Origin of the sequence: Streptomyces sp. P13-3-3 (genome assembly GCF_050571355.1) — a bacterium.
In the GTDB taxonomy this organism is placed as follows: domain Bacteria; phylum Actinomycetota; class Actinomycetes; order Streptomycetales; family Streptomycetaceae; genus Streptomyces; species Streptomyces althioticus.
In genome coordinates this window covers 1,743,234-1,755,539 of the sequence record NZ_CP192228.1, presented here as the reverse complement: position 1 = coordinate 1,755,539, position 12,306 = coordinate 1,743,234, and the positions used below count along the sequence as shown (strand labels likewise).

Genomic DNA, 12,306 nt, shown 5'->3' with positions numbered 1-12,306 from the left:
GCCGTGCGGGGCCTACGCGTTGCTGACGGCGACCCAGCGTTCGAGGACGCGCCGCGCGGCGCCGGAGTCGACGGACTCGGCGGCCTTCTCCATCCCGGCGCGGATCTGCTCCGTGAGCGTGCCGCTGCCGGGCTCCAGGGCCACCAGGGCCGCCGCCGAGTTCAGCAGCACCGCGTCCCGCACGGGGCCGCGCTCGCCGTCCAGCAGCCGGCGGGCCACTTCGGCGTTGTAGGAGGCGTCGGCGCCGCGCAGCGCCTCCACCGGGACCAGGTCGATGCCGACGTCGCGCGGGTCGAAGGTCTCCTCGGTCACCGCGCCGTCGCGGACCACCCACACCTTGGAGGTGCCGGTGGTGGTCAGCTCGTCGAGGCCGTCGTCGCCGCGGAACACCAGGGTGGAGTTGCCGCGACCGGCGAACACCCCGGCCATGATGGGCGCCATCCGGGCGTCGGCGACGCCGACGGCCTGCGCCTTGACCTTCGCCGGGTTGGCGAGCGGGCCGAGGAAGTTGAACACGGTGCGGACGCCGAGCTGGCCGCGCGCGGCGGCCACATGACGCAGCGCCGGGTGGAACCTCACCGCGAAGCAGAAGGTGATGCCGGCCTCCTCGGCGACCTCGGCGACCCGGCGCGGGGTCAGTTCGAGGTTGACGCCCAGCTTCTCCAGCACGTCGGAGGCGCCGGAGGCGGAGGACGCGGCGCGGTTGCCGTGCTTGACGACCTTCGCGCCGGTGCCGGCGACGACGATCGAGGACATGGTGGAGATGTTCACCGTCTTGGCGCCGTCGCCGCCGGTGCCGACGATGTCGACGGTGGCGCCGGGCACCTCGATGACGTTGGCGTGGTCGTAGAGCGCCCGCACGCAGCCGGTGATCTCGTCGACGGTCTCGCCCTTGGCCCGCAGGGACACCGCGAACCCGGCGATCTGCGCGTCGGTCGCCTCGCCGCGCATGATCAGGTCCATCGCCCAGGCGGCCTCGTCGGCGGTCAGGTCCCGGCCGTCCAGGAGGGTGTTCAGCAGGGCGGGCCAGGAGCGGCCCGCCGCGGTGTCGCCTCCAGCGGGGGTCACAGCGCTCATGGTCGCTCCTGACGGTCGTAGCGGGTCCTCGGGACCGGACGGGTCCCGCACCCACCCTATCCAGCCGCGGGCACGGCGAAGGGCCCCCGTCCGCAGAACGGACGGGGGCCCTTCGCTGTCGTGTGGCGACGTGTGGAGAAGCTCCGGGGATCAGTGGTGGCCGTGGCCGCTCGTGATCTCCTTGTACTCCTCGACGGTCGGCTTCGGAATCTGCGACTCCTCGCCGTAGAAGCCCTTGCTGAGCTTCGCGCGCAGCTTCTCGCCGGCCTTCACCTTGCGCCGGACGCCGTTCTCGTCGACCTCCGGGCCGAGCTCGAGCGGCTTGGGCTGCTCGTGCGCGGTGAGGGTGTACAGCTGCTCCTGGCTGAGCGGCTCGTGGACCTCGATGAACTCACCGTGCGGCAGGCGCTTGATGATGCCCGACTCGCGGCCGTGCAGCACCTTCTCCTTGTCCCGGCGCTGGAGGCCGAGGCAGATCCGCTTGGTGACGATGAACGCCACGACCGGGGCGACGAAGAACGCGATCCGGACGAACCAGGTGATGGCGTTGATCGACAGGTGGAAGTGCGTGGCCCAGATGTCGTTGCCGCCGCCGACGAGGAGCACGAAGTACAGCGTCATCCAGGCGACGCCGAACGCGGTGCGGGTCGGGGCGTTGCGCGGGCGGTCCAGGATGTGGTGCTCGCGCTTGTCGCCGGTGACCCAGGACTCGATGAACGGGTACACGGCGATGGCGGCCAGGACCAGCGGGAAGATCAGCAGCGGGATGAACACGCCCAGGACGAGCGTGTGACCCCAGAAGTTGATCTCCCAGCCCGGCATGACACGGATCAGGCCCTCGGAGAAGCCCATGTACCAGTCGGGCTGGGCGCCGGTGGAGACCATGTCGGGCCGGTAGGGGCCGATGGACCAGATCGGGTTGACCGTGGCGATCGCGGCGACGGCCGCGAGCACACCGAAGACCAGGAAGAAGAAGCCTCCGGCCTTGGCCATGTACACCGGCAGCAGCGGCATGCCGACCACGTTCTTGTTGGTCTTCCCGGGGCCGGGGAACTGCGTGTGCTTGTGGTAGAAGACCAGGATCAGGTGCGCCACCACGAGGCCGAGCATGATGCCCGGCAGCAGCAGGACGTGGATCGAGAAGAACCGCGCCACGAAGTCGTCGCCGGGGAACTCGCCGCCGAAGAGGAAGAACGAGATGTACGTGCCGACGATCGGCACGGACAGGATCGCACCCTCCATGAAGCGGATACCGGTGCCGGAGAGCAGGTCGTCCGGGAGCGAGTAGCCGGTGAAACCGGTGAACATGCCCAGGACGAGCAGCAGGAAGCCGAACAGCCAGTTGATCTCACGCGGCTTGCGGAACGCGCCGGTGAAGAACACGCGCATCATGTGCACGAACATGCCGGCGACGAAGATCAGCGCGGCCCAGTGGTGGATCTGCCGGATGAGCAGACCGCCACGGACGTCGAAGCTGATGTCCAGCGTCGACTTGTACGCCTCACTCATCAGCTGGCCCTGCAGCGGGACGTAGCTGCCGTGGTACTCCACCTCGTTCATCGACGGGTGGAAGAACAGGGTCAGGTACACACCCGTGAGGATGATGATGATGAAGCTGTACAGGCAGATCTCACCCAGCATGAACGACCAGTGGTCGGGGAAGATCTTGCGCATGTTGGCCTTGGCCAGGGAGTAGATCCCCAGCCGGCCGTCGGCCCAGTCGGCGACGCGTTCGCCGGCCGGTGCCTTCCCGCGTGCGCGGGACTCGGGTGTCGTCGTAGTACTCATCCGCGCTCCCAGAAGGCAGGGCCGACGGGCTCGTCGAAGTCGCCGAGCGCTTCGAGGTAACCCTCGTCGTTCACGCCGATGCGCAGCTGCGGCAGCGGGTGACCGGCGGGACCGAAGATCACCTTGGCGCCGTCGGAGAGGTCGAAGGTGGACTGGTGGCAGGGGCAGAGCGCGTGGTGCGTCTGCTGCTCGTACAGGGAGATCGGGCAACCGACGTGGGTGCAGATCTTCGAGTAGGCGAGGATCCCCTCGTGCGACCACTCCAGCGAGCGCTTGTCCTTGATGTCGTCCGGCTGGATGCGGACCAGCATCAGGGCGGCCTTGGCGATCTCGGTCTGGAAACCGTGGTCGTGCTCCTCCAGGCCCTCGGGCTTGGCGAAGGTCAGCGAGCCCACGATCAGGTCCGACGGACGCAGCGGCTCGTTGGTGTTCATGTTGACGAGCAGCTTGCCCTTGGACCACAGGGTGTGGCGCAGCTTCGTGCCGGGCAGCGGGCCGAGGTCGCGCAGCAGGACCACGCCGGAGAGCGGGAACAGGGCCAGCGCGCCGAACATGGTGTTGCGGATCAGCTTCCGGCGGCCGAGCGCCGACTCCTTGGCGCCCTGGCGGAAGTCGTCCATGACCTTCGCGCGGACGTCGGGAGCGGCCTCGATCGGGTGACGCTCGTCGGCCAGCTCGTGGTCCGACATCAGCGTGCGGGCCCAGTGGACCGCGCCGGCGCCGATGCAGAACAGGGCGAGGCCGAGCGTCATGCCCAGCGCGAAGTTCAGCGCGCTGATGTGACCGATCGGCCAGATGAAGACCGACTTGTCGACCGGGATGGTCACGTACGAGGCGATGAAGCCGACGGTGGCCAGCATCGACACCGTGAACAGCAGGGCGACCGTACGCTCGGACCGCTTGGCGGCCCGCTCGTCGATGTCCTGCACCCGCGGCTCGTGGGGCGGGAGGCCCGGGTCGGCGAACGGGTTCTGCTCGTCCGCGAGCTTCACCGCGCCGTGGCTGGTGTCCTGCGCTGCGGGCAGGTTCTCTTCGGGAATGTCTTGGCTACTCATGACTTCTTGGCCTTTGCGGTCCGAGCGGCGACCCAGACGGCGACCGCGATCAGCGCACCGAGTCCGAAGACCCAGGCGAACAGACCCTCGGAGACGGGGCCGAGCCCGCCCAGCGACAGGCCGCCGGGGCTCTCGGTCTCCTCGCCGTTGACCGCGTTCAGGTACGCGATGACGTCCTTCTTGTTCTGCTCCGACAGCGTGGTGTCGGGGAAGGAGGGCATGTTCTGCGGGCCGGTGAGCATGGCCTCGTAGATGTGCTTGGGCGCGACGCCCTCCAGGCTCGGGGCGTACTTGCCGTGCGTGAGCGCACCGCCCTTGCCGGTGAAGTTGTGGCACTGCGCGCAGTTGTTGCGGAACAGCTCGCCGCCCTTGGCCGCGTCGGCGCCTTCGGGGCCGTACTGCTCCTCGGTCGGGACGGCCGGGCCGGCGCCCAGGGAGGCGATGTACGCCGCCAGCTGGTCGATCTCGGCCTGGGAGTAGATGTTCTTCTTGCGCGGGATCTGCGCGCCCTGCGAGGTGGCGGCCGGCATACGGCCGGTGCTCACCTGGAAGTCGACCGCCGCGGCGCCCACGCCCACCAGGCTCGGGCCGTCGGACGTGCCCTGACCGCCGGTGCCGTGGCAGCTCGCGCAGCCGACGGTGTAAAGCTTCTTGCCCTCCTCGATGGTGAGGGACTGGGCGGTTTCGTCGGCCTGCGCCTTGTCCGCGGGTGCGAACACGGCGTACAGCCCCCCGGTGCATGCCAGCGCGAGGAGTAGGACGACGAGCGCCGCCAGCGGATGGCGTCGTCGTGCGGAGAGCTTTTTCACGGATTACCCCGGTGTCAGGATCTTCTGCGTCGATGCTTCTGTTGGGTGCGCTGTGGTCAGCGCGCGCGGATGAGGGCCCGCCTACTTGATCATGTAGATCGTGGCGAAGAGGCCGATCCAGACGACATCGACGAAGTGCCAGTAGTAGGACACGACGATGGCCGCGGTCGCCTGCTCGTGTGTGAACCTCCGGGCCGCGTAGGTCCGGCCCAGGACCAGCAGGAAGGCGATCAGGCCGCCCGTCACGTGCAGGCCGTGGAAGCCGGTGGTCAGGTAGAAGGCCGAGCCGTACGGGTCGGAGGAGAGGGACAGGCCCTCGTGCTTGACCAGCTCGGTGTACTCGAAGACCTGGCCGCCGATGAACACCGCGCCCATGATGAAGGTGACGATGAACCACATCCGGAGCTTCTTCACGTCACCGCGCTCGGCGGCGAAGACGCCGAGCTGGCAGGTGAGCGAGGAGAGCACCAGGATCGTGGTGTTCGTCGCCGAGAACGGGAAGTTCAGCAGGTCGGCCTTCTCCGACCAGAAGTCGGGTCCGGTCACCGATCGCAGGGTGAAGTACATCGCGAAGAGGGCCGCGAAGAACATCAGCTCGGAACTCAGCCAGATGATGGTTCCGACGCTGGTGAGGTTCGGTCGGTTGACCGACGGGTGCGCGTGCCCGGTGTCTACTGTCGTTGCTGTCGCCACGCCGACATTATGTCGGTCGCTTATCCCGCCCTCACTCCCGGGGGTGCCGTTCGGTGTGTTCGCCCCTCCTGGACTGCCCGTATGGCCCATGGGAGCCCCTTTCGAAGCCGTGTCCGAACCGGTGTTGACGGGCGGTCCGAGGGGGTAGCATCCGCGCCATCGGTACCCGAAGTTCCCGACAGAGCCGTGCCCTCTCTCTTACGCGTGGAGGAACAATGCAGGCGACCGCCACGGTGCTGGTCTACAGCGACGACGCCAACACCCGGGAGCAGGTGCGGCTCGCCACGGGGCGGCGGCCGGCACCGGACGTGCCCGTCGTGGAGTTCGTGGAGTGCGCGACGCCGGCGGCCGTGCTCACGGAGCTGGACCGGGGCGGCATCGACGTGTGCGTCCTGGACGGCGAGGCCGTGCCGATGGGCGGCATGGGGCTGTGCCGGCAGATCAAGGACGAGATCTTCAACTGCCCGCCGGTGCTGCTGCTGATGGGCCGCCCGCAGGACGCCTGGCTGGCGACCTGGAGCCGCGCGGAGGCGGCGGTGACGCTTCCGGTGGAGCCGGTGGAGTTCGCGGACGCCCTGGCCTCGCTGCTGCGCCGGAAGGCGCTGGCGGGCGCCTGAGGCCTCCGCGCCTGCCCTGACGGCCGACGGGGCCGCCGGCCCGCCCGTGGGCGTGCGCGGCGGCCCTGTGGTGCTCACGCGGCCGCGGGCCGCAGCCGCGCCACCTGCTGGGCGGTCTCGAGGGTCTTCCCGCTGCCCGTGAGGGCGCTGCCCTCACGCCACTTGTCCCAGTTCAGGTTCCAGTCGCCGAAGCCGTTGCCGAACGGCTCCATGACGTCGCCCTCCGAGTTCACGACCTCCACGAGGTCGCCCTGGCGGAAGGTGTCGAAGAACCACTCGGCGTCGGCCGTGCTCATCCCGACGCAGCCGTGGCTGACGTTGGCGTAGCCCTGCGAGCCGACCGACCAGGGGGCGGCGTGCACGTACTCGCCGCTCCAGGTGACCCGCGTCGCGAAGTGCACGTCCAGGTCGTACGACTCGGCGGAGCCCTCGGCGATGCCGACGGTGGTGCTGCGCATGCGTACGAAGCGTTCCTTGGCGAGCACCACCTTGACGCCGTTGCGGGTCTCGAAGCCGGGCTTGCCGGTGGTGACGGGGATCTGCTTGATCTCCTCGCCGTTCTTGTGGACCGTCAGCAGGTGCGCGGCCGCGTCCGTGACAGCTATCACCCGGTCACCGGTACGGATGGTGAGCGGCTTGGCCGCGTCGCCGCGCAGCCGGTCGCCGACCTTGATGCCCTCCAGGTTGCTGCGCACCCGGACGGTGGCGTCGGCCGGCCAGTAGTCCTTGGGCCGGAAGTGCAGCTTCTTGTCGTCGACCCAGTACCAGGCACCGGTGACGGAGGGGGTGGAGTCGACCTTCAGACCGCGTTCCACCACCGCCCGCTGCGCCGGGTCCTGCACGGGCTCGCTCAGCTCCGCGACGAGCGGCTGTCCGACGCCGTAGGTGCCCGCCTCGGGGCCGAAGGTGATGCCCAGGCGTTTGGCGGCGCCGGGCTTGCCGGTGGTGAAGGTGAGGACCTTGCGGCCGGGCCTGCCGTCCTCGTCCTCGGTGCTCACGCGGACCGTGTACTGCGCGGAGGCGGCCAGCGGGGTGGTGCTGTGCCAGCGGCTGCCGTCGGCGGCCAGTTCGCCCGCCAGGTGCCGTCCGGAGGCGTCCACGGCGACGACGTCGGTGATGCGCCCGTCGGAGTCCTCGGCGGTGATCTCGAGGGGCTTGTCGGGGTCGGCGGACTTCCCCTCGTCGAGGGAGCCGCCGAAGGAGATCTGGTCCGCCGCGTCGTACGGCTCGGCGGACAGCGGGCTGCCGTCTGAGGAGCAGCCGGTGACGCCCGCGCCGAGGGCCGCCACCAGCAGCGCGCAGCCGGCGAGGCGGGCCCGCGTGCCGCGGAGGCCGGTGCGGGGGGACTCTGTGTCTCTCATGGCCTCACGCTAGGGAGCCGGGCGCGTCCCGGCTCACCGGGCGGCCCGAACGGGTGAGGCGGATGCGGCAACAGCGGGAGCCCGGACCCTCCTGACGGAGTGTCCGGGCTCCCGGGTGCCGTGCGGCGTGTTACTGGGTGCGGTTCTCACCGCGGTAGTACTCGAAGACCCAGCCCCACAGACCGAAGAGCAGCAGCGGCGCGGAGAAGTACATCAGCCACCAGCCGATCGCCACGCCCGCGAAGGCGAAGGCGCCGCCCGCGGCCAGGACCAGGGGCTGCCAGCTGTGCGGGCTGAAGAACCCGACCTCGCCGGCGTCGTCGGCGACGTCCGCCTCCTTGTTGTCCTGGGCGCCCACGTCGACCCGCCGGGCGGTGAAGCCCAGGTAGAAGCCGATCATGATGCTCAGGCCGAAGGACAGGACGAGGGCAGTGGTGCCGACCGGCTCCTTCGACCACAGGCCGTAGACCACGGCCATGGCCAGGAAGAAGAGGCTCAGCCACATGAACATCTTGCCCTGGATCTTCACTTGCCGGCCTCCTTGCCGCCGGAGAGGGCCTTCTCGCCGTGACCGGCGTTCTCGAGCTCGTCGAGCGCGGCGATCTCCGGGTGGTGCAGGTCGAACGCCGGGGATTCACTGCGGATCCGCGGCAGGGTGAGGAAGTTGTGCCGGGGCGGCGGGCAGGAGGTCGCCCACTCGAGGGAGCGGCCGTAGCCCCACGGGTCGTCGACCTCGACCGGCTTGCCGTACTTGGCGGTCTTCCACACGTTGTAGAAGAACGGCAGCAGCGACATGCCGAGGAGGAACGACGCGATCGTCGAGACCGTGTTCAGGGCGGTGAAGCCGTCCGCGGCCAGGTAGTCCGCGTACCGGCGCGGCATGCCCTCGACGCCCAGCCAGTGCTGGACCAGGAAGGTGCCGTGGAAGCCGATGAACAGCGTCCAGAAGGTGATCTTGCCGAGCCGCTCGTCGAGCATCTTGCCGGTGAACTTCGGCCACCAGAAGTGGAAGCCGGCGAACATCGCGAACACCACGGTGCCGAAGACCACGTAGTGGAAGTGCGCCACCACGAAGTAGGAGTCGGAGACGTGGAAGTCCAGCGGCGGCGACGCCAGGATGACGCCGGTCAGACCGCCGAAGGTGAACGTGATGAGGAAGCCCAGCGTCCACAGCATCGGTGTCTCGAAGGACAGGCTGCCCTTCCACATGGTGCCGATCCAGTTGAAGAACTTCACACCGGTCGGGACCGCGATCAGGAAGGTCATGAAGGAGAAGAACGGCAGCAGCACACCGCCCGTGACGTACATGTGGTGCGCCCACACCGTCACCGACAGACCCGCGATCGCGATGGTCGCGCCGATGAGACCCATGTAGCCGAACATCGGCTTGCGGGAGAACACCGGGATGATCTCGGAGACGATGCCGAAGAACGGCAGCGCGATGATGTACACCTCGGGGTGACCGAAGAACCAGAAGAGGTGCTGCCAGAGCAGCGCTCCGCCGTTCGTCGAGTCGAAGATGTGCGCCCCGAACTTGCGGTCCGCCTCCAGGGCGAACAGCGCGGCGGCCAGCACCGGGAAGGCGAGCAGCACCAGCACACCGGTGAGCAGCACGTTCCAGGTGAAGATCGGCATGCGGAACATCGTCATGCCGGGGGCGCGCATGCAGATGATGGTGGTGATGAAGTTGACCGCGCCGAGGATGGTGCCGAACCCGGAGAGGGCGAGGCCCATGATCCACATGTCGGAGCCGATGCCCGGCGAGCGGACCGCGTCCGACAGCGGCGAGTAGGCGAACCAGCCGAAGCTGGCGGCGCCGTCCGGCGTCAGGAAGCCGCCGACCGCGATGAGCGAGCCGAACGAGTAGAGCCAGTAGGCGAACATGTTCAGCCGCGGGAACGCCACGTCGGGCGCGCCGATCTGCAGCGGCATGATCCAGTTCGCGAAGCCGGCGAACAGCGGCGTCGCGAACATCAGCAGCATGATCGTGCCGTGCATCGTGAACGCCTGGTTGAACTGCTCGTTCGACACGATCTGCAGGCCCGGGCGGGCCAGCTCGGCGCGCATCACCAGGGCCATCACGCCGCCGATGACGAAGAAGACGAACGACGTCACGAGGTACATCGTGCCGATCGTCTTGTGGTCCGTGGTCGTCAGCCACTTGACCACGACACTGCCACGGTTCTGGCGCCTGACCGGCAGTTCGTCCTCGTAGTGGGACCCAGCTGCCGCGGCACCCTTGGGTTCGTTGAGGATGCTCACAGGATGTTCGACTCCCGGTTCTTCTCGGGGCCGGACTGCTCGATGCCCGCGGGCACGTAGCCCTGCTGCCCCTTCTTCGCGAGGTCCTTCAGGTGCTGCTCGTACCGCTCGGGGGAGACGACCTTCACGTTGAACAGCATCCGGGAGTGGTCGACGCCGCAGAGCTCGGCGCACTTGCCGAGGAAGGTGCCCTCACGGTTGGGGGTCACCTCGAAGGCGTTGGTGTGGCCCGGGATGACGTCCTGCTTCATCAGGAACGGCACCACCCAGAAGGAGTGGATGACATCACGCGAGGTCAGCACGAAGCGGACCCGCTTGCCCTCGGGCAGCCACAGGGTGGGGCCCGGGTTGTTGGTCTGCGGGTTCCGGGTTCCGGGGATGCCGCAGTCGTGGACACCGCCGGCGTCGGCCGGGAAGGCCTCCTTGTAGCGGTCCGGAATCGCGTCGAGTTCCTTGGACGTCTTGGCGTCGCCCGTGGAACCCTCGACGTTCTCGACGTAGTTGAAGCACCAGCTCCACTGGAAGCCGACCACGTTGACCGTGACGTCGGGCTTCTTCTCGAGCTTCAGCACCTCGGATTCGTCGCGCGCGGTGAAGTAGAAGAACACCGAGACGATGATGAGGGGGACCACCGTGTACAACGCCTCGATGGGCATGTTGTACCGGGTCTGCGGAGGTACCTCGACCTTGGTGCGGCTGCGCCGGTGGAAGAAAGCACTCCACAGGATCAGGCCCCACACCAGCACGCCGACGGCGAGCGCGGCCGCCCAGGACCCCTGCCACAGGGAGAGGATCCGCGGAGCCTCTTCCGTCGTGGGGGTGGGCATGCCAAGGCGGGGGAAGTCCTCCCATGTGCAACCGGTGGCGGTCGCCAGGACCAGGCCCGCGGTCAGTGCCTGCAGCAGCTTCCGCCGCATCGGGCGCCGCGGCTTGGGGGTACCGCCCACGCCTTCCAGGCCGTGGGGGAGGTCGGAGCCGTTGGGACTCACGTAGCGCCTTCCCGAGAGTCTCGCCCGCGCTGTTCGGCTGCGGCCTGGCCTTCTCGCTGGTCGGTCGCCGCCCTGCGTCGGGCAGGGGTTTGGATGTTTATGCGGACCAAACCCTAGCCGACGCTCTTCGAGGGGTCGCGGGGAGGGGTGCCTAGTGGGTCGGGGCGTTCGCCGGTTTGGCGGCTGCGGGTGCGTCGGGGCCGGTCGCGCAGTTCCCCGCGCCCCTGGGGATGGTGCGGTTGCCCGGGTTCTAACGTTGGCGTATGTCCTACTTCGATGCCGCCTCCGCGGCTCCCCTCCACCCTGTTGCCCGTCAGGCTCTGCTGGCGTCGCTGGACGAAGGGTGGGCGGATCCGGCGCGGTTGTACAAGGAGGGGCGGCGGGCGCGGCTGTTGCTCGACGCCGCCCGGGAGGCGGCCGCGGAGGCCGTGGGCTGTCGGCCCGACGAGCTCGTGTTCACCCCGTCCGGGACCGCCGCGGTGCACACCGGGATCGCGGGGGCGCTGGCAGGCAGACGGCGTACCGGGCATCACCTGATCGTGTCAGCGGTCGAACACTCTTCTGTGTTGCATGCGGCGGAAGTTCACCGGGACGGCGGCGGCACGGTCACCGAGGTGGCGGTGGACCGCTCGGGTGCCGTACGCCTGTCCGAGTTCGCCGGGGCGCTGCGGCCGGACACCGCGCTGGCCTGTCTGCAGTCCGCCAACCACGAGGTGGGCACCCTCCAGCCGGTGGCCGAGGCGGCCGAGGCGTGCCGGGCCGCCGGGGTGCCGCTGCTGGTGGACGCGGCGCAGTCGCTGGGCTGGGGTCCGGTGGAGGGCGGCTGGTCGCTGCTCGCGGCGAGCGCCCACAAGTGGGGCGGGCCGTCGGGGGTGGGTCTGCTGGCCGTGCGCAAGGGGGTGCGGTTCGCGCCCCAGGGTCCGCGGGACGAGCGGGAGTCGGGGCGGGTGCCCGGGTTCGAGAACCTCCCGGCGATCGTGGCCGCGGCGGCGTCACTGCGGGCGGTGCGCGCGGAGGCCGCCCAGGAGGCCGCCAGGCTGCGGGAACTGACGGACCGGATCCGGGCGCGGGTGCCGGAGCTGGTGCCGGACGTGGAGGTGGTCGGGGACCCGGAGCGGCGGCTGCCGGGCGTGGTCACCTTCTCGTGTCTCTATGTCGACGGGGAGACCGTGCTGCACGAGCTGGACCGGGCCGGCTTCTCCGTGTCGTCCGGCTCGTCCTGCACCAGCTCCACGCTGACGCCCAGCCATGTGCTGAGGGCGATGGGGGTGCTCAGCGAGGGCAACGTCCGGGTCTCGCTGCCGCCGGGCACGGAGGAGCGGGACGTGGAGCGCTTCCTCGACGTGCTGCCGGGGGTGGTCGCCGGGGTGCGGGAGAAGCTGGGCGCGCCGGTGTCCCGGACGGCGAGCGTCACCGGGGAGCGGGACGAGGCGCTGGTGGTGGACGCGCTGGGGCGGCGCTGCCCGATCCCGGTGATCGAGCTGGCCAAGGTGATCGGCGACGTGCCGGTGGGCGGCCTGGTGCGGGTCCTCGCCGACGACGAGGCGGCCCGGCTCGACATCCCCGCGTGGTGCGAGATGCGCGGCCAGGAGTACGTCGGCGAGCAGCCGGCGGACCGGGGCGCGGCCTATGTGGTCCGCCGGCTGTCGTGAGCG

Annotated in this window: 11 protein-coding genes; 2 read left to right on the top strand and 9 right to left on the bottom strand. The window is 69.4% G+C overall.

Annotated elements, in window-relative coordinates; all coding sequences use genetic code 11:
* Nucleotides 1-12 precede the first annotated feature (12 nt).
* The 5 genes from trpD to ctaE all read right to left on the bottom strand — a co-directional run bounded on the left by trpD (nucleotide 13) and on the right by ctaE (nucleotide 5,422).
* Nucleotides 13-1,077, bottom strand: a complete 1,065-nt coding sequence (gene trpD, locus ACQZOG_RS07915) for an anthranilate phosphoribosyltransferase (protein WP_033272948.1) — start codon at nucleotides 1,075-1,077, stop codon at nucleotides 13-15.
* Nucleotides 1,078-1,227: 150 nt separating this feature from the next.
* Nucleotides 1,228-2,865 (bottom strand): cytochrome bc1 complex cytochrome b subunit, encoded by a 1,638-nt coding sequence (qcrB, locus tag ACQZOG_RS07910; protein WP_033272947.1) that lies wholly within the window; start codon nucleotides 2,863-2,865, stop codon nucleotides 1,228-1,230.
* The gene (gene qcrA, locus ACQZOG_RS07905) at nucleotides 2,862-3,920 is read right to left on the bottom strand and encodes a cytochrome bc1 complex Rieske iron-sulfur subunit (RefSeq protein ID WP_033272946.1); all 1,059 of its coding nucleotides are present in this window, start codon (nucleotides 3,918-3,920) and stop codon (nucleotides 2,862-2,864) included. Before qcrA ends, qcrB begins: the two co-directional genes overlap by 4 nt.
* Nucleotides 3,917-4,729: a cytochrome bc1 complex diheme cytochrome c subunit gene (gene qcrC / locus ACQZOG_RS07900; protein WP_033272945.1), complete on the bottom strand. Its 813-nt coding sequence runs from the start codon at nucleotides 4,727-4,729 to the stop codon at nucleotides 3,917-3,919. Before qcrC ends, qcrA begins: the two co-directional genes overlap by 4 nt.
* A gap of 81 nt (nucleotides 4,730-4,810) precedes the next feature.
* Nucleotides 4,811-5,422, bottom strand: coding sequence for an aa3-type cytochrome oxidase subunit III (gene ctaE, locus ACQZOG_RS07895; RefSeq protein ID WP_031019600.1), 612 nt, complete (start codon nucleotides 5,420-5,422; stop codon nucleotides 4,811-4,813).
* A gap of 215 nt (nucleotides 5,423-5,637) precedes the next feature.
* Here ctaE and ACQZOG_RS07890 point away from each other — a divergent pair, with 215 nt between their 5' ends.
* Complete coding sequence (locus ACQZOG_RS07890) at nucleotides 5,638-6,039, top strand: response regulator transcription factor (RefSeq protein ID WP_033272944.1); 402 nt, start codon at nucleotides 5,638-5,640, stop codon at nucleotides 6,037-6,039.
* Between the two features lie 74 nt (nucleotides 6,040-6,113).
* Here the strand turns inward: ACQZOG_RS07890 and ACQZOG_RS07885 are convergent, their stop codons facing one another.
* From ACQZOG_RS07885 to ctaC, 4 genes are all read right to left on the bottom strand, one after another.
* Nucleotides 6,114-7,400: an Ig-like domain-containing protein gene (locus ACQZOG_RS07885; protein ID WP_430741403.1), complete on the bottom strand. Its 1,287-nt coding sequence runs from the start codon at nucleotides 7,398-7,400 to the stop codon at nucleotides 6,114-6,116.
* A 130-nt stretch (nucleotides 7,401-7,530) separates the two neighbouring features.
* Nucleotides 7,531-7,929, bottom strand: coding sequence for a cytochrome c oxidase subunit 4 (locus ACQZOG_RS07880; RefSeq protein WP_033272942.1), 399 nt, complete (start codon nucleotides 7,927-7,929; stop codon nucleotides 7,531-7,533).
* The gene (gene ctaD, locus ACQZOG_RS07875) at nucleotides 7,926-9,662 is read right to left on the bottom strand and encodes an aa3-type cytochrome oxidase subunit I (RefSeq protein ID WP_033272941.1); all 1,737 of its coding nucleotides are present in this window, start codon (nucleotides 9,660-9,662) and stop codon (nucleotides 7,926-7,928) included. The genes ACQZOG_RS07880 and ctaD overlap by 4 nt, the downstream gene beginning before the upstream one ends.
* Nucleotides 9,659-10,651 carry an aa3-type cytochrome oxidase subunit II gene (ctaC, locus tag ACQZOG_RS07870; protein WP_286159535.1) on the bottom strand — a complete coding sequence of 331 codons (993 nt, stop codon included), beginning with the start codon at nucleotides 10,649-10,651 and terminating at the stop codon, nucleotides 9,659-9,661. The genes ctaD and ctaC overlap by 4 nt, the downstream gene beginning before the upstream one ends.
* A gap of 263 nt (nucleotides 10,652-10,914) precedes the next feature.
* On the opposite strand from ctaC, the gene ACQZOG_RS07865 reads away from it, so the two are divergent.
* Nucleotides 10,915-12,303, top strand: a complete 1,389-nt coding sequence (locus ACQZOG_RS07865; RefSeq protein WP_430741402.1) for a cysteine desulfurase/sulfurtransferase TusA family protein — start codon at nucleotides 10,915-10,917, stop codon at nucleotides 12,301-12,303.
* Nucleotides 12,304-12,306: the final 3 nt, after the last annotated feature.

Bases quoted from the DNA above. Each gene is read 5' to 3' on its own strand.
- trpD (WP_033272948.1), bottom strand. From the start codon at position 1,077: ATGAGCGCTGTGACCCCCGCTGGAGGCGACACCGCGGCGGGCCGCTCC.
- qcrB (WP_033272947.1), bottom strand. From the start codon at position 2,865: ATGAGTACTACGACGACACCCGAGTCCCGCGCACGCGGGAAGGCACCG.
- qcrA (WP_033272946.1), bottom strand. From the start codon at position 3,920: ATGAGTAGCCAAGACATTCCCGAAGAGAACCTGCCCGCAGCGCAGGAC.
- ACQZOG_RS07890 (WP_033272944.1), top strand. From the start codon at position 5,638: ATGCAGGCGACCGCCACGGTGCTGGTCTACAGCGACGACGCCAACACC.
- ACQZOG_RS07885 (WP_430741403.1), bottom strand. From the start codon at position 7,400: ATGAGAGACACAGAGTCCCCCCGCACCGGCCTCCGCGGCACGCGGGCC.
- ACQZOG_RS07865 (WP_430741402.1), top strand. From the start codon at position 10,915: ATGTCCTACTTCGATGCCGCCTCCGCGGCTCCCCTCCACCCTGTTGCC.